The organism is Microcoleus sp. BM001215392 (assembly GCF_036700185.1).
Taxonomy (GTDB): domain Bacteria; phylum Cyanobacteriota; class Cyanobacteriia; order Cyanobacteriales; family Microcoleaceae; genus Microcoleus.
On sequence record NZ_JAUBOJ010000013.1, the window covers coordinates 22,494 to 43,690 of the forward strand.

General features: G+C 44.7%; 17 protein-coding genes and 1 tRNA gene. 14 read left to right on the forward strand and 4 right to left on the reverse strand.

Annotated elements, in window-relative coordinates; translation table 11 throughout:
• Positions 1-19: 19 nt before the first annotated feature.
• The 9 genes from QT974_RS02945 to QT974_RS02985 all read left to right on the forward strand — a co-directional run bounded on the left by QT974_RS02945 (position 20) and on the right by QT974_RS02985 (position 6,299).
• Positions 20-1,549, forward strand: coding sequence for a helicase C-terminal domain-containing protein (locus tag QT974_RS02945; RefSeq protein ID WP_333467037.1), 1,530 nt, complete (start codon positions 20-22; stop codon positions 1,547-1,549).
• A gap of 64 nt (positions 1,550-1,613) precedes the next feature.
• The gene (locus QT974_RS02950; RefSeq protein ID WP_293198299.1) at positions 1,614-1,826 is read left to right on the forward strand and encodes a DUF2839 domain-containing protein; all 213 of its coding nucleotides are present in this window, start codon (positions 1,614-1,616) and stop codon (positions 1,824-1,826) included.
• Positions 1,827-1,954: 128 nt separating this feature from the next.
• Positions 1,955-2,026: transfer RNA gene (locus QT974_RS02955), tRNA-Val, on the forward strand.
• A gap of 130 nt (positions 2,027-2,156) precedes the next feature.
• Positions 2,157-2,957: a TIGR04255 family protein gene (locus tag QT974_RS02960; RefSeq protein WP_333467038.1), complete on the forward strand. Its 801-nt coding sequence runs from the start codon at positions 2,157-2,159 to the stop codon at positions 2,955-2,957.
• Positions 2,958-2,961: 4 nt separating this feature from the next.
• Positions 2,962-3,366 (forward strand): hypothetical protein, encoded by a 405-nt coding sequence (locus QT974_RS02965; protein ID WP_333467039.1) that lies wholly within the window; start codon positions 2,962-2,964, stop codon positions 3,364-3,366.
• Positions 3,367-3,372: 6 nt separating this feature from the next.
• The gene (locus QT974_RS02970; RefSeq protein WP_333467040.1) at positions 3,373-3,966 is read left to right on the forward strand and encodes a hypothetical protein; all 594 of its coding nucleotides are present in this window, start codon (positions 3,373-3,375) and stop codon (positions 3,964-3,966) included.
• Between the two features lie 167 nt (positions 3,967-4,133).
• Positions 4,134-5,078 (forward strand): nucleotidyltransferase domain-containing protein, encoded by a 945-nt coding sequence (locus QT974_RS02975; RefSeq protein ID WP_333467041.1) that lies wholly within the window; start codon positions 4,134-4,136, stop codon positions 5,076-5,078.
• Positions 5,079-5,177: 99 nt separating this feature from the next.
• Positions 5,178-5,939 (forward strand): nucleotidyltransferase domain-containing protein, encoded by a 762-nt coding sequence (locus QT974_RS02980; RefSeq protein WP_333467042.1) that lies wholly within the window; start codon positions 5,178-5,180, stop codon positions 5,937-5,939.
• Positions 5,940-6,140: 201 nt separating this feature from the next.
• Positions 6,141-6,299, forward strand: coding sequence for a hypothetical protein (locus QT974_RS02985; RefSeq protein ID WP_333467043.1), 159 nt, complete (start codon positions 6,141-6,143; stop codon positions 6,297-6,299).
• A gap of 302 nt (positions 6,300-6,601) precedes the next feature.
• On the opposite strand, the gene QT974_RS02990 is transcribed toward QT974_RS02985, so the two are convergent.
• The 3 genes from QT974_RS02990 to cobJ form a co-directional block, all read right to left on the reverse strand.
• The gene (locus QT974_RS02990) at positions 6,602-7,024 is read right to left on the reverse strand and encodes a hypothetical protein (protein ID WP_333467044.1); all 423 of its coding nucleotides are present in this window, start codon (positions 7,022-7,024) and stop codon (positions 6,602-6,604) included.
• Positions 7,021-7,272 (reverse strand): plasmid partition protein ParG, encoded by a 252-nt coding sequence (locus QT974_RS02995; RefSeq protein WP_293185086.1) that lies wholly within the window; start codon positions 7,270-7,272, stop codon positions 7,021-7,023. The genes QT974_RS02990 and QT974_RS02995 overlap by 4 nt, the downstream gene beginning before the upstream one ends.
• Positions 7,273-7,449: 177 nt before the next feature.
• Entirely contained in the window at positions 7,450-9,222 is a 1,773-nt protein-coding gene (cobJ, locus tag QT974_RS03000; RefSeq protein WP_333467045.1) for a precorrin-3B C(17)-methyltransferase, read from the reverse strand.
• Positions 9,223-9,775: 553 nt separating this feature from the next.
• Here cobJ and QT974_RS03005 point away from each other — a divergent pair.
• The 4 genes from QT974_RS03005 (at position 9,776) to QT974_RS03020 (ending at position 18,514) form a co-directional block, all read left to right on the forward strand.
• Positions 9,776-11,461: a potassium channel family protein gene (locus QT974_RS03005; protein WP_333467046.1), complete on the forward strand. Its 1,686-nt coding sequence runs from the start codon at positions 9,776-9,778 to the stop codon at positions 11,459-11,461.
• 294 nt (positions 11,462-11,755) lie between these two features.
• A complete protein-coding gene (locus QT974_RS03010) occupies positions 11,756-13,582 on the forward strand; it encodes an N-acetylmuramoyl-L-alanine amidase (RefSeq protein WP_333467047.1) in 1,827 nt (608 codons plus the stop codon).
• 49 nt (positions 13,583-13,631) lie between these two features.
• Complete coding sequence (locus QT974_RS03015) at positions 13,632-14,027, forward strand: SH3 domain-containing protein (protein ID WP_333467048.1); 396 nt, start codon at positions 13,632-13,634, stop codon at positions 14,025-14,027.
• Between the two features lie 443 nt (positions 14,028-14,470).
• Positions 14,471-18,514 carry a PAS domain S-box protein gene (locus QT974_RS03020; protein ID WP_333467049.1) on the forward strand — a complete coding sequence of 1,348 codons (4,044 nt, stop codon included), beginning with the start codon at positions 14,471-14,473 and terminating at the stop codon, positions 18,512-18,514.
• Positions 18,515-18,712: 198 nt separating this feature from the next.
• On the opposite strand, the gene QT974_RS03025 is transcribed toward QT974_RS03020, so the two are convergent.
• Positions 18,713-19,693, reverse strand: a complete 981-nt coding sequence (locus QT974_RS03025) for a hypothetical protein (protein ID WP_333467050.1) — start codon at positions 19,691-19,693, stop codon at positions 18,713-18,715.
• 182 nt (positions 19,694-19,875) lie between these two features.
• On the opposite strand from QT974_RS03025, the gene QT974_RS03030 reads away from it, so the two are divergent.
• Positions 19,876-21,135 (forward strand): CapA family protein, encoded by a 1,260-nt coding sequence (locus QT974_RS03030; protein WP_333467051.1) that lies wholly within the window; start codon positions 19,876-19,878, stop codon positions 21,133-21,135.
• The last annotated feature ends 62 nt before the right edge of the window (positions 21,136-21,197 follow it).

Consider the following 21,197-nt stretch of genomic DNA (forward strand, 5'->3'; position numbering starts at 1 on the left):
ATCCCAACTGTGAAATCGATTGATTGAGGTAGAAGTCCATAATTCGCTGCTGAGCTTTTTGCGATCGCACTCCGAGCCGCGCTGGCCCCACCATTTAACGATGGCACGGCTGGTGGCGCGGGCTTTGCGCTTGGGGCGCAGCGCTCTGATCCAAACGGGGCTGCCGGCGTCCGCTTACCGACAGCGGTATCGAGTCAGCTATTTGATGCCGATTTTGATGTGGCCCGAACCGGTGATTTTAGTGGCGCCGACACCGCTGCTGGAACATTTGCAGGAGGTGGAAATTCCGCGATTGCAAGAGTGGCTGCAAACTGATCGGCCGTTAGCGAAGCCCTCGAAGAGGATCGAGATTTATTCCCATCATGCCGCGGGACGAGGGTTGATGCTAGCAGATCCTGAATCTTGGCTGGCGTCTCGCTTGGCCCGAAATTCGGAACTTCACAGCAATATTCCGACAATTATTGACGGTGTGGATGACTTGGAAGTTTGGACCCGCCAGCAATTGACGGTGGGTTTGGCACCGGCCGATTGGACTGATTTAATGGAATCTGGGCCAATGGTGGCCGATGCAATCCTGCAAGCGCGAGTGTTGCTAACGCGGGCTGTGTTTCAGCATCCAGCGAAACCTGATGAGTGTTATTTGCTAGAAACCGCAGAGCAAAATATTTTGCAAGGGCTGTTGGAAACGATCGAACAAAACCCTGGGATTCCGCCTGCTTGGAGCAATTTTTGGCAGCGGTGGAACACAAACGGCAAACTGCGGTGGGCGCAAATTCATCGCTCTGCTGGGTCATTTTCGCTGTTTAGCGCGCCGGTGCAGGTGGCGGATGTTTTGAGCAAAATTTGGTCTGCTGTGCCTGTGGTGTTGATTGGTGGGGCGGTGGATGTGGAACAGAAGGCTCCGATCTTCCGGCAAATGATGGGATTGCCTGAGTTGACGAGTGTGAAGTTTTCGCCCGATCGACAAAACGAGTTAATTCAACTGTACATTCCGAACTGGCTGCCGCTGCCGAATACGCCGGAATTTCAGGGTGTTTTAATGGAAGAAATTCGGACTTTGCTGTTGATGAGTGCGTCGGTGGCTGGTTTGACGGTGCTGATTGTGGGCGATGTACCGCTGAAGGCTCGGATGGCGGCGATTTTGGCTTCTGAGTTCGGTACTCGGGTGCAGGTGGAAAAAACCGAGGTGGGCGAGAATGCGATTTTGGTGACTGGGTGGGAGTTTTGGCGGGAACATCAGGGGGAGTTGAGCGCACCTCACTTGCTGGCGATCGCAACTTTGCCGCTACCTTCTTTGGAAAATCCTTTGGTGACGGCGCGTGTGGCTTTTTATAAGGAGCAGCGGAGGGATTGGTTTCGGTTGTATTTGTTGCCGGCGGCGCTGAATGAGTTGCAGCGGGCGATCGCGCCGGTGCGAGAACGTCAGGGGGTTGTGGCGATTTTTGACAGCAGGGTGATTCACCGCAGTTACGGACAGCAGATTTTAGCGGCGTTGAGTCCGTTTGCGAGGATTGATTATTTGGATACGACTTGGTTGACGCAGGCTTGAGATGACCTGTTGTCCTATAATTTGGTTGTGATCGAATTGAAATCTAATTTAGCAGACAAAAATTATGGGCGAATCTAAGCGTCGTAAAGAGTCGATCGGCGATGGATACGGTAAAGAAGAGCGTATCTATCCCTGGCTACCAATTACGAAAACTCAAAGCGAAGATTTTCTGAAGTGGACAAGTCGCGGAAGCTGGGCGGGGATTAGTCTGTTGGTGGCTTGGTGGATTGTGGTGCGGTTTGTTGGCCCTGCTGCGGGTTGGTGGGTGGTTGATTGATAGTGAGGTGCGATCGACAATTGGGCGATCGCACATTGTGTCGAGTTTTCACTCGGAAACCAGCGGCTGATTTTTTAGGGAAATTTTAGTTGCTAATTGGGAGTCAGTATGTTATGGTATTTATCTGCGGGCGATTGGCACAGTGGTAGCGCGCTACCTTCACACGGTAGATGTCGCAGGTTCAAATCCTGCATCGCCCATAATAATTATTCTATTATAAATTTTTATTTAAAAAGCCGATCGCATCTATGCTGAATGTGAGTCTGTTCGGAAGTAAGTTAAGCTAGAGTAACAGACGCTCTTCTAATTGGTAATGGATACTTTTAAAACATGAAGCTCCCAAACTATGAAAGAGTAATTTATGAGCACAGCCCCTTAATTGAGGTTATTGCTCAACTTAGATTTCCAACTATCCTGAGAATTGCCAGCCAACAGCCTGTAGACTTTCAAGATAGTATTAGGTTTGAATACCCAATTTTTGAAACTTCTAGAAATTTGCAGATCCCGGTTGAGCTATCTAATCTTTTAACCCAATTCAGCTCAAATTTTACAAGTGGCCTGACTTCAAGTGACTTGAATTATCAATTTAAGTCAGAAGACTTGAGCTGTCAGATATCTTTAGACAAAAACTCTATAACGCTTGCCACGACGAAATATGAAAGATATGAAACTTTTATGGATAAATTTAAAACCGCTGTAGAACTTTTTGAAAAAATATATAATCCCTCTTTTTATTCACGAACAGGATTAAGATATCGTGATTTAATTATTAGGTCAGAACTAAATATTAAGGACAAAGAGTGGCATGAATTAATACCGCAACATATTGCTTCTGAACTATATACACCCGAAGTTGCAGATTCAATTCAAAACTTTGTTAAGAATTTACAGCTAAAAACTGAATTCGGTCAAGTTAATTTTAATCATGGGCTTGTTAACGTTAGGGACACAGAAAGAGGTATAGATGAAACAGCTTATTTATTAGATACTGATTTTTTTACTGAGGATAAAGTAGAAAGGAGTGAAAATGCCTGGAACATACTCGATAACTACAACCACACAGCCAGAAATCTCTTTCGCTGGAGTATCACGGAAGAATTGTACAGAGCAATGCGACCTCAACCAATATAATCCTATGCACGTAACAACTGGTGGTACTACAAGCAAAAATATAATTGGACACAGGTATGAAGTTTTACCAACTCCTGCTCAGACTCAGTATCGGCAAACTTTATCATCTGCTACTCCTAGCTTAAAAATCGAAGTTTCCATTGAATCACCTTTTAGTGGTGAATGGTTTGGTCAATTCAATGAAAATACCATTATTTGGGTTAAGTGTTTAACGCTACTCAATCTGCTTTTTGCTAACACTCCAGAAGGATTGGAAGAAGCATCTGAAGTGCTTGAACGCATGGTGGAATATTATAGTGACTGTCGGTCTGATTTAGGACAAACTACCTTACCTCAAGAATTAGGATTACTTACTGGTAGCGTATTACCTAGCGAAGTCAGACCACCTTTAGTCCTAGATATTGAGTAGCTAACCATGCGTAAACCTGGGATTTACAGAGCCTCCAATGACAAAGAGGCTCTCAGACAAGGGGAAATTCTGACTGGACTTATACAGATTAAACCAGTTCCAAGTGAATCTTCTCCAAACCTCGATCGAACTCAGTTTAAACCTATTGTTCATCCTTATGCAATTATTGTCACTCAGAACTGTGATTTAGATTGGGACTATAGCGCTAGGCAAAATCGAGACAAGCCTAATAAGTTGTTAAATTCTATACTTTGTTGTCAAGTACATACAGCTCAAGAAATTCGCTCCGACAAAACAGTCCAACTCAATTCAGCAGATTGGAATTTAGTAAAATCTAATCGTTATCAACAGTACCATTTTTTGGAGAAAATACCTCTAGAAGGTGAATCATCTCAGGAAGGCATACCAGAATTAACAGTAGATTTTAAAAAAATTTTTGCGATAGATGCTGAGTTCTTCTACCATCAAATAAATAATAATTTTGCTAAACGACGTGCAGTGCTTGAAAGTCCATATTTAGAAGACTTTTCACATCGTTATCATGACTTTCACGGGCGTGTCGCACTTCCTGCACAACATGAAAGTGAAAAGGGCGTATAAAGTAAAAATTAAGCAAGCATAAAATTAGAGAAATTTGGGCGGTTTCACTATCTCACTAAACCTCATAAAACACCACTTTTCATAATTAGTATAAATTGTCGCTTGACTTTGTAACACAAGCATAATACAATAACATTGTAGCTCGTGTCCCCGCCGGAGGTTTCCTCGTGACAAACCCCAATCTTCCTCAAAATTTCAACTTAATCGTGCCCGCCGGAACCCAAATTGTCGCCAAAATTGAGGTGAAAAACCCCGGCGGCGATCAATCTTGGAAACAAGGCGCAGTAGGTGTGATTGTCAAATCGCCTACGGACAATTCCCACGCATATTTAGTCAAACTCCCAGACGGAACAGAAGTTAGTCTGCGGCGACACGAATTCAGCATTCGCAAACAGTTTCAAAGCGAAGGATTAGAGTCAGGAGGAGATTTTCTTGCAGAATACAACCTCTATGATTCTGTAATTTACCGCTGCATTGTTGGTTCAAGAGCCTACGGTTTGGATAACGAGCAATCTGATACAGACAGGCGCGGGATTTACCAGCCGCCGGCAATTCTTCATTGGTCGCTTTATGGCATTCCTGAGCAATTGGAAAATAAGCAAGATCAAGAATGCTATTGGGAACTGCAAAAGTTTCTGGTTTTGGCACTAAAAGCTAATCCGAATGTGCTGGAATGTTTGTACACGCCTTTGGTAGAAACTGTTTCTCCTGTCGCGGCCCAATTGCTGGAAATTCGCGAAATCTTTCTGTCGCAATTGGTTTACCAAACTTACAATAGTTACGTTTTGTCGCAGTTTAAAAAGATGGAGCAAGACCTCCGCAATACTGGCGAAATTCGCTGGAAGCACGCGATGCACTTGATTCGCTTGCTGCTGTCAGGAATTACGGTGCTCAAGGAGGGGTTTGTACCTGTTCGGGTGCAGGATTTTCGATCGCAATTGCTATCAATCCGCAATCAGGAAATCCCCTGGGATGAGGTGAATCGTTGGCGGTTGAGCTTGCACGCAGAGTTCGATCGCGCTTTTGCTGAAACTAAGTTACCGGAACGTCCTAATTACGAGCAGGCTAATCTGTTTTTGATTAAATCGCGTCAAAGTGCGATCGGGAGTTGATTTATAATTCGGCGATTGAAATCGCTTCTTGTCAAACAAAGTCCGCCTCCGCGGACTGAAAGAATTGATAATTTTTATTGGTAAATATTGGAAAAAAATATGGTAGAATACATCTCCGAATTAGTCAAGATTATCTCCGATCGACCTTATCCGCTGCTGTTTGCGACTGTCAGCGGCTCGCACTTATACGGTTTTCCTTCCGCAGATTCTGACTTCGACTTGCGGGGAGTTCATATCTTACCGCTACCAAAAGTAATCGGACTGATTTGTGGAGACGAAACAATCGAAGTTTCGGAAGTTCGGGAGAAGATGGAACTCGATTTAGTCACTCACGATATTAAGAAGTTTCTGGAGTTGCTGTTGAAGCGCAACGGCTATGTGTTGGAACAACTGTATTCGCCACTGATAGTTTACAGTAGCGAGGAACATGAGGAGTTAAAGGATCTCGCCTCGAACTGCATTACCAAGCACCACAGCCACCACTATCTGGGTTTTGCTCAAACTCAATGGCGATTGTTTGAGAAACAAAGCCCGCGTCGGGTGAAGCCGCTGCTGTACGTTTACCGCGTGTTGCTGGCGGGGATTCATTTGATGCAAACAGGACAAGTTGAGGCGAATTTGGTTAAACTTAATGAGGAGTTCAAGTTGCCGTATATTCCCGATTTGATCGATCGCAAGTTGGCTGGGGCGGAAAAGTCGGTGCTGGAAGATACAGATATTGCATTTTATCACCAGGAGCGCGATCGACTAATTAATGTATTAGAAGAGGCAAGTTTTAACAGTCATTTACCGTCAAATCCTAATGCAAAGCTTGCTCTCAATGATTTTTTGGTAAAGGTGAGAATGGCATCTTTGAACTAAGCTGTTTTTATTTATAAATTGCAGGTGGAGGACGGGCGGGACGCCCATCCCACTCATGGTTGGGGAAGGTTTAATGATTCGGCGACGAGAGACTGTAATTGAATGCAATCGGCGCGAAGCATGGCGTCAGCCCGATCGCTTTTTTGATAAAATGAGATACAGTAAAAGTATTGTCCAAGCCTTGCACCATCAGAGGTAACAATGCAAATCACCTTCAGCCCAGATCAAACCCAAGTCCTTGAAGCTTTAGTAAAGCACGGTCAATATTCCTCCCTTGAAGAAGCAATTAACACAGCCTTGCTGTTATTAATTGACGACCTTACTTTATCCGATAGCAGCAACAACCCAAACTATTTATAGCCTTTCTCAGAAAGATGAGGTACTCATGGGAATGGGGCATTGGGCATGGGGCATAGGGCATAAGACTAGCGGGCATACCTCACTTTTTTGAGAAAGGCTATAGCTTGGGTTGAAGAAACTCGGAATAAAATCGATATAGCACGAGAACAGGCGCAACGCGGTGAGTTGCTCAATGCAGATGATGTATTAGCTCAACTTAGAGATAAGGTGAAAAAAGCTAGAGAAGTAATAGTATGAATCGCTTGCTAATTACAATAGAGGCGATCGCTTTCAACTGCTCATATACCTGAGAAAAGCGATATCTAACTCCCTCCGTTGCCGCGACTGTGCAACTGATCTAATAGATACTGCCAGATTTGCTCAATTCTTTCTTCAATTTGTTCTATCCGGCGTTCCACAGCCATAAAGTTAGCTTTGAATTCAGCAACGTCGATGGCAAAAATTTCTGATATTTTGGTAACAGCAGAAGTTAGGGCGTCGGTTCTTTCTGTTAACAAGTTAATTTTTCCTGTTAACAGGCTGATTTGCTGCTGGGATTCCTGCTGTTGTACGGCTATCTGATTAATGCGATCGGTTAACTGCTGTTGCGATTCCGCTAACTGCTGTTGCGACTCCGCTAACTGCTGTTGCGATGCGCCAAACTGGTTAATGCGATCGGCAAACTGCTGTTGCGATCGCGCGGTTTGTTCAAGAATAGCCTCAATTCGGTCTAGGCGATCGGTCATTTGCTTATTTCCTCAGTTTTTGCTGCTTTACTCCGCTTGGGCTTTGACTTGGGCGAGGTTTCGTTTTTAGATGGGCTCTTATTGCTGATTTCTGGGGTGTTTTCTGCAAGCCAGTTTTCTACGAGTTCCAATAAAACCTGGTTCATAGAAGCATTTTGGTAAGCACAAACCCATCGGAAGCGCGATCGCAAATCGTCATCGCAGTAAAAGCAGAGCTTGACTGGCTTATCTTTATCGGTATCGTTCATAACCTGTACTGGTGTCACTGTTTCTAGAGTGACACTAATGCCAGCTTTGTTCTATAGCAATTTTAGCTATTTAGTGACTTAGTGTTAATAGCGCTATAGCGCTAATATGCCAGATTCTTTAGTCCGCGGAGGCGGACATCGTTTGTATAGCAGCGGTTTCAACCGCCGAGTTTTTTCTTATTTCTCATACCTGCGCGGCGTGTAAACCCAAACATCTCCAAACTTCCGAGGAATAATCCGAGTTTGACTCGAACCGATAATTACTAAAGTTCTCATATCCGCATCTTCCGGCTGGAATTCGCCAAGAGTACAAACGCGCACGGATTGGCCCGATCGCCCGAGATTTCGCCCCAATACAACTGGGGTTTTAGGATCCCGAGTTTCTAACAAAATCTCGATCGCCCTTGAGAGTTGCCAAACCCGCTGTTTCGAGATTGGATTGTAGAATGCCATAACTAAATCCGCCGAAGCCGCCGCCGAAATCCGCTGTTCTATGACTTCCCAAGGCTTGAGAATATCCGAAAGCGAAATCGCACAAAAATCGTGTCCGAGAGGTGCTCCGATCGCAGCAGCGGCCGCCTGCATCGCGGAAATACCCGGTGCTACCCGAATGTCGATGCCTTCCCATTCGGGTTTAGCGTCAAAGTCGATCGCCTCAAACACCGCCGCAGCCATCGCAAAAATCCCCGGATCTCCCGACGAAACCACGGCGACGGATTTTCCCGATGCTGCTAAGTCTAAAGCAAAACGCGCGCGATCGATCTCTTCGCGGTTGTCGGAATCGTGCCTGTTTTGTCCTTCCCGCAGAGTTCCGGCTAAGTCGAGATAGAACTTGTAACCCACCCAATCCGTGGCTTCCCGCAGAATTTCCTTAACTTCCGGGGACATCCAAGCTGCGCCTCCGGGGCCCGTACCGACGATCGCCAGTTTGCCGCGGCCAATGCCGATCGCACTTGGATCGATCGGTTCGCTAGCAAGTGCGATCGCGCAACTAAAGGCGTTTGTGCGATCGTATCCGATCAACTGACTGTTTGCGCCCGCTGCTGTCTGGCTAATTTGGGCGGCGGTGACATCAAAACTGGAATTATATTGTATTAATTTAACTGTGTCGAATTCCACAAGTTCGGGAATATTTAAAAAACGAACTGGTACTTTAAAAAATTGACCGATCGCTTCTAAAGTCGGATTTCCCATCTCATGTTTTAAGGCAAAAAATCCGGCAACAGAAGCTGCTGCTAAATCTGCGTTTTCTAAGATTTGCTGCACGTAGGAAATTGCTATTTCCGGCTCAATATAGGATAGATTTGTCAGTGCAAATGCTGCAAGTTGCGGGTGGTAAACTAAACAGTCGGCTGTCGGTACAATGGCTTTTTCGGTGACGCGGATGGTTAATTGGGCTGCGGGGGCGAGCGGCAAATTACTCTCGGCAAGCCAGTTAGCAGCCCCTTCTAGCTGTACTTTCGCCCCGGCGAGCAAATTTGAAATAAAAGTCTTCGCATCCTCTGGATTCGCCAAATAATAGCCTTGGGGAGGACTCAGCAGGGCGGTGCGAAAGCGGATATCTCCGGTGGTGGTGATGGCGGGTTGTACGCCGAGGGCTGCTGCAATTTCTCTGGCTAAGTCGTTGACTCCGTGCAAACCTCCTAGCAGCGGTACAACGGCGCTTCCGTCTTCGGCGACTGCTAAGACTGGGGGTTCGGCGCGTTTGTCTGACAGCAGCGGGGCGAGGGTGCGGATGATGATTCCGGCGGCGCAGATGGCGATGATTGGGGTTTCTGTGGCGAATAGTTCTCGCAAGGTTTCGCCGAAGTTGCTAAAGTTGATGTCTGTGTCGGATGTGCGATCGACTAAACCATAAATCTGGGAACCAGGGAAGACTGTGGAGATTGTTTGGGCGATCGCTAGGCTGTTTTGTCCTAAGATAATTATTGCGGGAGGAACTCGATTCACAGTTTTAATTATGGCTATATTTGGATTGGTTTAATTATTTTAATCTGTTGTTACTTCAATCATACATATTTGACGACAGCCAGAAGGCGCGTTAGGCTTGCGCAGCGCGATCGCGCTAGGGCCCGAAGCAAGAGAAATTGATATTTTTTTGTGTGTCAGTGGCAAAAACATCTTTTATGTAATTTTCTGGATTAGTCTATCATACCAAATCTGGCTTTAATATCCTGTTTCTTTTTTGGTCGGCGGAGGCAGACATTGAAAAAGTTACTGTGTGGTTTTTTTAGTTTATTTTATGTAGGTAGTCATAATTATTAGGACACGGCAGTGCCGTTTCCCTACCTGTTAAGATTTTGCTGGCTATTTTTGATTAAATTAGGTTAATTGTACCTCCTATCTGTAGGCACGCGGCACTGCCGTCTCCTGGTTTCTTCGATACGAGTGGAACACAAACATCCTAGATAGTGTTTTTTGCTACATTCTGCAAAGCCGTCACCGTCAACAATGGTAGGTAAAACCACAAAGGACAGCTTTGAAATCGGCTGGCAAATAACCTATGAAACCTCGAATCATTGTTTGCGGCTTGGGCCACACGGGACACAAGATTTTTTGTTTGTTGAGACAGCAAGGGGCGATTGTGGTTGGTATTAGCGATCGCCCAATTCGCAGCGAAACTTCTGATGTGGTTGTCGGTAATTTGCAAGCAGCTTCTACTTTGTTGGCCGCGGGGATTCAAAAAGCCCACACTTTAGTCATTGCAGGTAATGATGATGCTATAAATTTGGCAGTTTTGATGCAGGCGAGGATTCTCAATCCTCAAATTCGCATCATTAACCGATTGTTCAATACTAGCTTGGGCGACAGAATCGATCAAACTTTGCCCGAACACGCTTCGATGAGTGTTTCGGCTTTGGCGGCTCCGGTTTTTGCTTTTGCTGCTCTCGGAAATCGGGCGATCGGACAGTTGCGTTTGTTCGATCGCACTTGGCCGATTCACGAGGAATATATCGATGAAGATCATCCTTGGATCGATCGACCGCTCAGCGATTTGTGGAACGATCGATCGCGAATGTTGATTTATTACCTCCCGGCTGCTAACAAAACTGATTTAGTATCGGCGGTGCTGGCGGGCCGGCAGTGTCAAAAGGGCGATCGGCTAATTGTGGCCACTCAGCCGACTATCCGCAGCCCCCAAAAAACTTTAGTTCAAAAACTCCTTAAAATCTTAACTAACCTGCGCCGATTTCAACAGCACAGCCAAGCAGCAGTAATTGTTGTACTGACGCTTTTGGCAATGATTGCAGTTGCTACTGTCACCTATATTTGTGTTGACGATAATATCTCATTTATCGATTCTCTCTATTTTTCAGTGGGGATGATTACCGGAGCCGGAGGCTATGAAAAAGTTGCCGAACAAGCTCCCGATAGCATTAAATTATTTACAGTTATGATGATGTTAGTGGGAGCCGGCATCATCGGCATTTGCTACGCACTGCTCAACGATTATGTATTGGGAACTCGCTTTACCGAATATTGGGATGTAGCACGAGTTCCGCAGCGCCATCATTACATTATTTGCGGACTGGGCGGCATGGGAATACAAATTGCTAAAGAACTGCACAATAACGGTTACGATATTGTGGCGATCGAGCAAGATCCGAACAGCCGCTTTCTAAACACGGCTCGCTCTATGCAAATTCCAGTAATTCAGGGAAGTGCCAGTTTGCCGGCAACTCTGGAAGCTGCCAATGTTAAGCAAGCATCTGCACTTTTGGCGGTAACAAGCAGCGATATGTCCAATCTAGAAATTGCCTTAACTGCTAAAGGATTGGCACCAAAACTGTCGGTAATTGTCCGCAATCAAGACTCGCATTTTGCTTTGATGGTGCAGCAAGTTTTTGAGTTTGAAGGAGTTTTGAACCCGACGGAATTAGCGGCTCCTGCTTTCGCGGCGGCGGCGATTGGAGGCAGAATTTTGGGCAACGGGATGACTGCTGACAGTCTGTGGGTTTCCTTGGCAACATTGATTACTCCCAAACATCCTTTCTGCGGCCACCGCATTCAAGATGCTGCTAAATCTGCTGATTTTGTGCCTCTTTATTTGGAAACTAATTGTCAAACTATTCACGGCTGGGATTTGCTGAATTGTTGTCTGAGTGCGGGGGATGTTTTATATTTGACGATGCCCGGAAATCGGTTAGATCAATTGTGGAGAACGACTTCGGAATTAATTAAAAGTTAAGACGATCTCAATCAATATTACTCTGCTTAAAATCTGTTCAGCAGTCAGTCATCCCCAATCTAAAATCAAAAATTAGAAATCGCAAATGGTATGATGTTGCCGATCGCCCAATTGGCACTACAAACCTGATAAACTGAGGCCTGTATAGTAAATAAAACTTACGCTTAACCCTCAGAAACCCGGTTTCTTCCCGTATTTCTCGTTACTCAACCCAAGATTTTCGCAGAAACCGGGTTTCTTAGCTTAAGTTCGAGTATAAATAACCAACAGACTCTCAATTAGTTGCGATTGATAATGAGAAAATTTTTAGGATTAGTTGTGTTTGGGATGATACTGGCGATCGCCTCTGTAGCTGTGGCCGCTCAACCTTTGTCCGTCGCTTATCCTCCCGCCAACCACAAAACAATCGCCGATCGCATTTTTCTGATCGGTACAGCCCCACCCACCGGACAAGTATCGGTAAATGGCCAGCAAATTTCCCGCACCAGCGCCGGCCATTTCGCCCCGACTTTTCCCCTGCAACTCGGCGAAAATGTCTTTAGCTTGCGTTACGACAAAAGCCAAGTCCTGCTCAAGGTGACGCGCGAGTCGAATCAGCCGCAAGTCCCCGCAGGCTTGGCTTTTGCCAAAGATTCCCTGACGCCGAAAGTCGATGTAGCCAGTTTACCCGGGGAATATATCTGCTTTGGCGCGATCGCCCCGGCGAATGCGCGAGTCGCGGTAAAATTGGCTGGGGTTGATATTCCTCTAAAAGCGCGATCGCAAGTCGAACTCCCGGACAACAAATCTGTCTTGTTAGGCGAAAACTCCCCCATCAAAAAAGGCAGCATGGAACAGTATCAAGGCTGCGCTATTACCCCCCCCAACTCCCCCTTAGCTGAGGGGCAAAATGAGTCTAATTCCCCCTCAGCTAAGGGAGAAAAACAGGATTTGGGAGTGCCTGTATTTGAGCTCGCAATCAACGATAAAATCATTACTCAAGCAGGTACTGGCAAGATTTCTATCCTATCTCCCGCCGATTTAGAAGTAGCAGAAGTCACAGCCGATCCGGGTGTTGCTAGAACCGGGGCGAGTACGGATTTCTCTCGGATGACACCGCTACCGAAGGGAACTCGCGCCACAGTTATCGGGCGCGAGGGAGAATGGATTCGCCTCGATTACGGCGCTTGGATCAAAGCATCAGAAGTGCGAATTGTCAAGGATGCAGTGCCTGCGCGATCGATTATTCGCAGCGCCAGATCGCGTCAAGTTTCCGGCTGGACAGAAGTTTTATTTCCCTTAGAAATACCCGTCCCCGTCACCGTCCAAGAAGGTGAACGCACGTTCACTTTAACGCTGTACAATACCACCGCTCAAACTGACATTATTCGCATCGACGATGACCCGGTAATTGCACGTTTGGCATGGCAACAAATCTCCCCGCAGCAAGTACAATATACTTTCAATCTCAAATCTGCCCAACAGTGGGGATATAAATTGAGATACGAAGGCACAACTTTGGTGCTGTCTTTAAAACATCCGCCGGCGAATACCAGCGCCGTGCCGATTTCTGAGCAAAAACCGCTGTCAGGAATTAAGATTCTGATCGATCCAGGACACGGCGGCCCGCAGGATTCCGGGGGGGTCGGCCCTACAGGCTACCGCGAGAAAACAGTGGCTTTAATTGTGTCGAAATTGGTGCGGGAGGAATTGGTAAATCGGGGCGCGAATGTGGTAATGACGCGGGTGGAAGATGTCGATTTGGATTTGCCGCCGAGGGTGGAAATGATTCAAAAAGAAGAACCTGCGATCGCAATTGCCATTCACTACAATGCTTTGCCGGATAACGGCGACGCCATAAATACCAAAGGCGTCGGTGCATTCTGGTTTCACCCGCAAGCACACAGTTTGGCAATGTTTTTGCACAATTATTTAGTTGCAAAACTGAACCGTCCGAGCTATGGTGTATTCTGGAACAACCTAGCCATGACTCGTCCTGCCGTTACTCCATCTGTTTTAATGGAATTGGGATTTATGATCAATCCCGAAGAGTTTGAATGGATTGTGAATCCGACAGAACAGAAAAAGTTAGCTTCGGCGATCGCTCAAGGCATTACCGAATGGTTTGCTTCGGTAAAATAACAGTTCGTAGTAAGGACTTCAGTCCTTCCAACCCAAGGAGATTAAATAAATGTTGAGTTTTAGTCAATCAAAAGCCTTTTTCATTGCCGCAGCATTTGCAAGTTTAAGTTTTTCACTTTACAGCTTTCCAGTGTTCGGGAAAGAGCAAAGTCTGGCACCCGAAAAAGTAGAAGCTTTAAAAAAGCAAACTCAATGCTCGTTTATTACAGGTGGAGGTGGGCCGGTTAATATTCGCAAAGGCCCCGGCAATAACTACCCAGTTGTAGTTAAACTCAAAAGAGGAGACGGAGTTCGGGCTGTCAGCCGACAAGGAAATTGGGTAAAAATTGCTGCCAGAACTTCTGGGAATGCTCCTAATGAAACTTTTACAATCCTTGACGGTTGGGTGAACAATCAATTTATTAATGGCTGTTCCGAAGACCAATTTGACAGGTGGCGGAAATAGGGAATTTAGCGATCGATCGGAGTTGTGGGGGCTGGTTTTACAGCAGAAAGGTCAACATTAGACTAAATCCTGCATCAATCTAGTTTGTCGTCGAGGCTCGCTCCCTTCCCATCCTCCCATCCTCCCATCGAAGATTAACATCCAGCGCTTCTTGTCCCCCCGAGTATCCTAGGGCCGCCGGGGGGATAGAAACCCCAATCGTCAGAGAGTATATCTGTGTTATATTTGAATTAGTTGTTGATACCAATTGTTTCAGAGATGGTGAATTCTGTGGGGGAAACCAATCCCTACAATTAGGAAAAAAATCTAAATTTCTATCTATCTTTAGGGGTGCCGATTCTAGTGATATTTTAGAGGACAACTGTTGCCAATTGCCCGTTGCTAATTGCCAAAATTGACAATTGCCAATTGCCCATTTCCAACAGTATTAATCGGTTGTTTTTATGTTTATTGCTGCTGTTTCTAACTTATTCGGAAGAATTGCTGAAAAATTAACTCTCAAAATATTTATAATTGTCCCCTTTGTTCTGCAAATTGTTGGGATAGTAGGGTTGATGATGACGATGTTCGTCGTTCCTGAAAACGACTTTATGATGCAAATTCACGCCCATACTCGCACGACTATCCTGCTGTGTATTGGGGCATTAATCTGGTCTACAAGTATTGCTATTTGCATTGTTACTGCTTATTGGATTGTCAAGCCAATTCTCGGTTCAAATACCAAAAATAAAAATATTGCTAACAAAAAAACGGGTAAACCAGCAGAAATTAACGGCGACGATCTAGTCGAAGAACGAGCTAGTTTATTTGACAATATGGCACTGCAAATGCAACAGTTTTTTGCCGAACAGCCATCTTTGAATGAAACCTTGGTACAAGATGAGAGCCGACTGAATCAAGTTCTAGAATCCATGGCAGTAGGGGTATTAGTTCACGATATTACCGGACAACTCATCTACGCCAATCAAACATCCCGGCAGTTACTCAATATCGAAACTTTACCCACAGCCAAAACCGAGGAATTGCCACTAACTTATCATATTTATCAGGCAGGAACCGAGCAGTTATATCCGGTAGAAAATCTACCTGTGGTTCGCTCGCTTCGGGGAGAACGAGTAAGGGTTGATGACATAGAAATTCGCGTGCCGGGTAGGACAGTTTCTTTAGAAGTTTACAGTACGCCTCTATTTGATGAAAATCAGAATATTGTCGGGGCGATCGCTACTTTTACCGACATAACAGATCGCCAGCAAGCACAAGCCGTGTGGCAAGCAAATCAGCGCCGCTATCAAACCTTAACAGAAGCTTCGCCCATTTGTATCTTCCACACAGATTTATCGGGTAATTGCATCTATGTCAATCAGCGGTGGAGTGAAATTACAGGACTTTCCTTAGCAGAAGCTAGGGAGTTAGGTTGGGCAAATACCTTACATCCAGACGATCGCGATCGCGTTTTGGCCGAATGGTACGAAGCAGCAGCCGCCAGACTGCCGTTTAAGTCAGAATACCGCCTAGTGCGTCAAGATGGCAAAATTAGCTGGGTCATCGGTCAGGCGCTGCCCGAAATCGCGAATGACCGAGAAGTTATCGGCTATGTCGGCACGATTACAAACATTAGCAATCGCAAGCAGATAGAGCAAGAAGTACGCCAATTGAGTATAGCTCTAGAAAATACTGTTGAAGGAATCTCCAGGCTGGACGTGCAAGGACGTTACATTGCTGCAAACAAAGCCTATGCCAGAATTGCTGGCTATCAACCCGAAGAAATGATCGGCATGGAATGGCCGCGAACCGTACACCCTGACGAATATGAAAAAATGATCGCTGCTTATCAAGAAATGCTCGCAATCGGCAAGGTAAAAGTTGAAACCAGAGGTATCCGCAAAGACGGCTCGATTTTTTACAAGCAACTCCTGATGGTAACAGCCTATGACGAGCAACAAAATTTCATAGGGCATTACTGCTTTATGAAGGATATCAGCGACAAAAAACAAGCAGAAGAATCGATACAGCATCAATTAGCAGTAATCGAAGCTGCTACTAACGGCATTGCAATTCTCAATAGTAATAATGAATATGTCTATCTGAATAAAGCTCATGTCACTTTATTTGGCTACAGTGATGCTAACGAGTTAATTGGTAAAACTTGGCAAGAACTCTACTACCCTAAAGAAATTAGTCGATTTGAGCGCGATATTTTTCCTAGCCTGTTGCAAAAAGGACATTGGCAAGGTGAAGCCACGGCTAAACAGCAAGATGGTACTACCTTTGCACAGGAATTGTCTTTAACCTTAATTGAGGGACAGGGGCTAATCTGTGTCTGTCAAGATATTAGCGATCGCAAACGAGCCGAAAAATCTTTAGTAGAAAGCGCACAGCGAGAAAAAGCGATCGCCACTGTCATTCAACGGATGCGCGAAACCCTGGATATTGAGACTATATTCAGCGCCACCACCGCAGAAATGCGGCAAGTCATCAAATGCGATCGTGTCGTCGTCTATCAGTTCAATTCCGACTGGAGCGGAAAATTTGTATCCGAGTCAGTGGAGGATGGCTGGATCTCTCTGATGCAGCAACAACAGATTAATCCTCACACCAACCATAGTTTTTGGTTGAATGACCCTAACTGCACTGCAAAAGCAACAATGTTCAAAGGCTTTTCCGAACCCATAGTCGATACTTATATGCAAGAAACTAAGGGCGGCTCTTACAGCAAAGGTGTCAGTTGCCGAGTTATCCCAGACATCTACAAAGCTGGATTTACCCCCTGTTATATCAACCTCTTAGAACAAATTCAAAGCAGGGCTTACATCATTGTTCCCATTTTTTGTGGCGAGGGACTGTGGGGATTGCTAGCCAGTTATCAAAATTCAGGTTCCCGTGCTTGGAGCGAAGCCGAAATAAATACTGTAATTCAAATTGGCCTTCAGTTAGGAGTAGCTTTGCAGCAAGCTCAATTACTCGAAGAAACTCAACAGCAGGCAGTACAGCTCCAACAAGCCGCCCGTGCCGCCGAAGCAGCATCCCTTGCCAAAAGTACCTTCCTCGCCAACATGAGCCACGAACTGCGAACCCCCCTCAACGGCATTATGGGCTATGCACAAATCTTGCAGCTAGACAAAGAATCTACACTTAAACAACGGCAAGGTATTGATATTATCTACAAGTGCAGCGAACATTTATTGACGCTGATTAACGATATTTTAAGCTTGGCTAAAATTGAAGCTAACAAAGTAGAACTTGAGCTAGAAATATTCGATTTTTCCGATTTTCTGCAAGAACTGTCAGGCATTTTTAGCCTCAAAGCTAACCAAAAATCAATTAAATTTACGTATATAGCTCTTACAAAACTACCCAAAAATATTTTTGCCGATAGCCACCGACTGCGCCAAATATTAATTAATTTGCTGAACAATGCGATTAAATTTACCGAAGGCGGTAGCGTAAATTTCCAAGTAGAAGTCAGAGCCAACAGTCAGGATAAATTAGCAACCAGCAACCACGAATTAAATGCCGATTATCCTTCCCATGCAAAGTCTCATTCATCCCAAAAAATTCGCTTTGAAATCGCAGATACAGGCTGTGGCATCCCGCCCGAACAATTGAAAAAAATCTTCTTGCCCTTTGAGCAAGTAGGAGATGTTTCTCGAAAAATAGAAGGTACAGGCTTGGGATTGGCAATTACTAAAAATCTGATTTCTTTAATGGGAAGTACAATTTGTGTCGAGAGCACTCCCGGAATTGGCAGCAAATTTTGGTTTGATTTAGACTTACCAGATACCTTAAATTCAACGGAATCAACCTCACTCAAATTAACCGACAGCATCGTTGGGTATCGAGGTCAAAAACAGAAAATTTTGGTAGTTGATGACCGTTGGGAGAATCGGTCTGTTATGATTAATTTGCTACAGCCTCTCGGCTTTGAAATCGCAGAGGCAGCAGACGGAAAAGCAGGTTTAGAAAAAGCTGTGGAATTCCAACCCGATTTGATTTTCTCAGACTTAGTGATGCCTGGGATAGATGGCTGGCGGCTGATCCGAGAAATTCGCCAATTACCTAATTTTCAAAGTACAAGTATCATAGCTTTCTCTGCCAGTGTCTTTAAAGCCGATCGCCAAAAATGTTTAGAATTGGGCTACAGCGATTTTCTCGCTAAGCCGATTATAGTGGCAGAATTGCTAGACAAAATCAAAATTAATTTAAATTTATCATGGATTTATCAGCCAGCAGCAACAAAGGAAAACTTGACGCAGGCTGTACCTGTAGCTGCGAACCCGCAGGAAATGACGGTGCCGCCCAAACAGGAATTGCTTGCCTTGTATCAAGCAGCTAAAGGCTGTTATGTTGAAGATGTCGAACGGGAAATTAGCCGACTGCAACAATTACAGTCCGAGTACAGTTTTTTTATAACCCGGATGCTAGAATTATCAGAAGATTTTGAATATGAAGCAATTGTCAAGTTGATCGAGCCATATATTGACAATTAATTATTGAGAATTTTTCAATATATTACTGAATGCTACCGAGCTTGATTAGACTTGCTTTGCATTCATTCACGAAAAATATTGAAATTATCTGCGTTAATAGTCGGTTGCATTTGGCTTGAAGGAGCGATCTAACATTTATGCAATCTTGTTTATTGTAAGAAAAAATATTTATCTTGCATGAAACTAATGTTTAATAGCCTAATTTTTGGGAACAATCTGCTGTTTAAATTCAAACACATTCGGATTTTTGGGATCGTAAAAAGCCCGCAACCAATGCAGGTTTGGAGAACCAAAAGTTTCAACTCTGGTAAAGTTTAGCAGTCTGGAAAGTTGAGTGTCATCGTCAAAACGGGGTAAAGGTTTGTCGATGCGGAAATAGTGAGTATCGCCGTGCACGAATACGACTTGTCCGGGAAAATTGGGGGTTTCTGTTTCCAAAGCTGCGATAAAATCGTTGTAGCCAGTTATTCTTTTGTCGGTTCGATCGAGTTCAAATCCGGGATTTGCTTGTGCAATTAGCATAATTCCTTTGCTGTTGCTGCGTTTGGCTGATGCAAAAGATTCTTCGATCCAAGCTAAATTAGCCGAATTGCGATCGGCATATTCTTTATCTTGTTCGGGAGTGCGGCCAAAATTGTTGTTACTTCCCGGCATATTTATTGCTAAAAATACAACTCCATTATAACTCCAGCGGACATTTTCGCGGTATTTAACAAACAGCGGGTTTTCGCTTTGGCGGGTGAGAGTCAAGGTACGCTTTCCCAAACTTTGAGTACCTTTGCTGAAAATTTCCCGCAGTTTAGCGAGTCTTTCTATGGGATTATTGTAACTGGCGTTATTTGAACGGTGACAGTCCGTCCATTCATTATCACCATAGGCGAGAATGAATGGCATTTCAAACTTGTTAAATAACTGCTGGCGGCTGACAAAAGTTGCATCATCGCAGACAGATCCGCCGCTTTTGATATCGCCGTCGTGGACGACAAATGCTGCGGGCGATCGATTGATATCTGCAATCAAATTCGGAAATTTTGCTTCTTGTTCGGCACTGTACGGCAAATCGCCGATCAAGGCAAACTCAAAAGGTTGATCCACAGAACTTTGAGCGTAACTCAAAATACCAAAGCTCGTAATTGAGAAGAAAACAATAAAGGCAATAACGAGATATTTTTGAGTCATTTATTTAAGGGCAACTAATTGAGTTCTTATAACTTACAAAATTGCGAAAAATAAACCGGAAATATTCAGAAAGATTGAGATTTATTCGCAGATACTTTTGTTGAAAAAATTAGTTTCCAGCCAGCGGTGCGCAAGTCCCAATGATGATATCATAGATGCCGATAAATCACTATTATAAAGTTATGACTTTTCGTCGGTTGCTTTCGGTAATTGCCGTGTTTGCGATCGCAAGCTGCGACATCCAAGAGCCAAAAACCAATACACAGCGTACAGAAAGCCGTAGCTTGCGGGGCCCGACGGCATCGCCAATTGCCACATCTGCGCCCGCAAAACCCAAATCTGAGATTAAAGAAGCGCAACTAATTGCTGTCGGCGACATCATGATGCACAGCACCCAAACGAGCTCGGGCTACGACGCAAAAAAGCAAACATACAATTTTGACAGCTTTTTCGCACCAGTGAAAAGTATCCTGTCAAAAGGCGATTGGGTAACGGGAAACCTGGAAACACCTTTAGCGGGCGCAGATGCGGGCGGATATACGGGATATCCGCTATTTAACGCACCGGTTGAATTACTGGATGCTGCGAAAAAAGCTGGATTTAATATCTTGACAACGGCCAACAATCATGCTTTGGATCGGGGAGAAATAGGAGTAATGAGGACGATCGCAAATTTGGGCGATCGCAAAATTGCGTCAACAGGAACAGCCAAATCAAAAGCAGCGGGTGATACGACTTTAATCATCACCAAAAACAACATATCGCTAGCCATGCTAGCCTACAGCTACGGCACCAACGGCATCCCGATCCCCAAAGACAAAGATTACCTCGTTTCGCTAATCGACGAAAAACAGATAATCAAAGACATCGCCAAAGCCCGAAAAAAAGGAGCAGATGCGATCGCAATTTCCCTGCATTTTGGCGACGAATATCAGCGACAGCCAAACACGCAACAAAAACAATTAGTTGAAAACCTCTTAAAAGCCGGTGCAGATATCATTCTCGGCAGCCATCCCCACGTCGTCCAGCCTTACAAAATCTTTAAATTCAAAGGAAAGAATGGCAAAACCAGAAAAACCGTAGCAATTTATTCAATGGGAAACTTTATCTCAGGTCAGACCCAAGATTATACAGACTTAGGTGTAATTGTGCAAATAAATATTCGCAAGATATTTCCCGAAAAAACCACAGAAATTACCAGTATCAAAACAATTCCTACTTGGGTACACCGCTATACCCTGAACAATAAATCTAAGTATCGCGTTTTGCCGTTAGAAACAACCGTCACTCAGAAAAAAGATGCGCTGCTAGCAACTTCGCAGTATCCAGTATTAAAAGCATATCTACAAGAGATGAACAATCATCTTAACTCATTGAATAAAAAAAATAAGACAGCGGTTGAAACCAGGTTTAGACAAACGAATTCCGCCTCCGCGGAATGAAGAAAACGGGTGCATCTGGTTTTTGAGGAGGGCGAAGCATGACCGCAGATAAGTTATTAGTT

Excerpts from the sequence above, each read along its gene's own strand:
- QT974_RS02965 (WP_333467039.1), top strand. The coding sequence starts at position 2,962 with ATGCACGTAACAACTGGTGGTACTACAAGCAAAAATATAATTGGACAC.
- QT974_RS03005 (WP_333467046.1), top strand. The coding sequence starts at position 9,776 with ATGAAACCTCGAATCATTGTTTGCGGCTTGGGCCACACGGGACACAAG.
- QT974_RS02970 (WP_333467040.1), top strand. The coding sequence starts at position 3,373 with ATGCGTAAACCTGGGATTTACAGAGCCTCCAATGACAAAGAGGCTCTC.
- QT974_RS02980 (WP_333467042.1), top strand. The coding sequence starts at position 5,178 with ATGGTAGAATACATCTCCGAATTAGTCAAGATTATCTCCGATCGACCT.
- QT974_RS03020 (WP_333467049.1), top strand. The coding sequence starts at position 14,471 with ATGTTTATTGCTGCTGTTTCTAACTTATTCGGAAGAATTGCTGAAAAA.
- QT974_RS02960 (WP_333467038.1), top strand. The coding sequence starts at position 2,157 with ATGAAGCTCCCAAACTATGAAAGAGTAATTTATGAGCACAGCCCCTTA.
- QT974_RS03030 (WP_333467051.1), top strand. The coding sequence starts at position 19,876 with ATGACTTTTCGTCGGTTGCTTTCGGTAATTGCCGTGTTTGCGATCGCA.
- QT974_RS02995 (WP_293185086.1), bottom strand. The coding sequence starts at position 7,272 with ATGAACGATACCGATAAAGATAAGCCAGTCAAGCTCTGCTTTTACTGC.
- QT974_RS02985 (WP_333467043.1), top strand. The coding sequence starts at position 6,141 with ATGCAAATCACCTTCAGCCCAGATCAAACCCAAGTCCTTGAAGCTTTA.
- QT974_RS03010 (WP_333467047.1), top strand. The coding sequence starts at position 11,756 with ATGAGAAAATTTTTAGGATTAGTTGTGTTTGGGATGATACTGGCGATC.
- QT974_RS02950 (WP_293198299.1), top strand. The coding sequence starts at position 1,614 with ATGGGCGAATCTAAGCGTCGTAAAGAGTCGATCGGCGATGGATACGGT.
- QT974_RS03015 (WP_333467048.1), top strand. The coding sequence starts at position 13,632 with ATGTTGAGTTTTAGTCAATCAAAAGCCTTTTTCATTGCCGCAGCATTT.
- QT974_RS02990 (WP_333467044.1), bottom strand. The coding sequence starts at position 7,024 with ATGACCGATCGCCTAGACCGAATTGAGGCTATTCTTGAACAAACCGCG.
- QT974_RS03025 (WP_333467050.1), bottom strand. The coding sequence starts at position 19,693 with ATGACTCAAAAATATCTCGTTATTGCCTTTATTGTTTTCTTCTCAATT.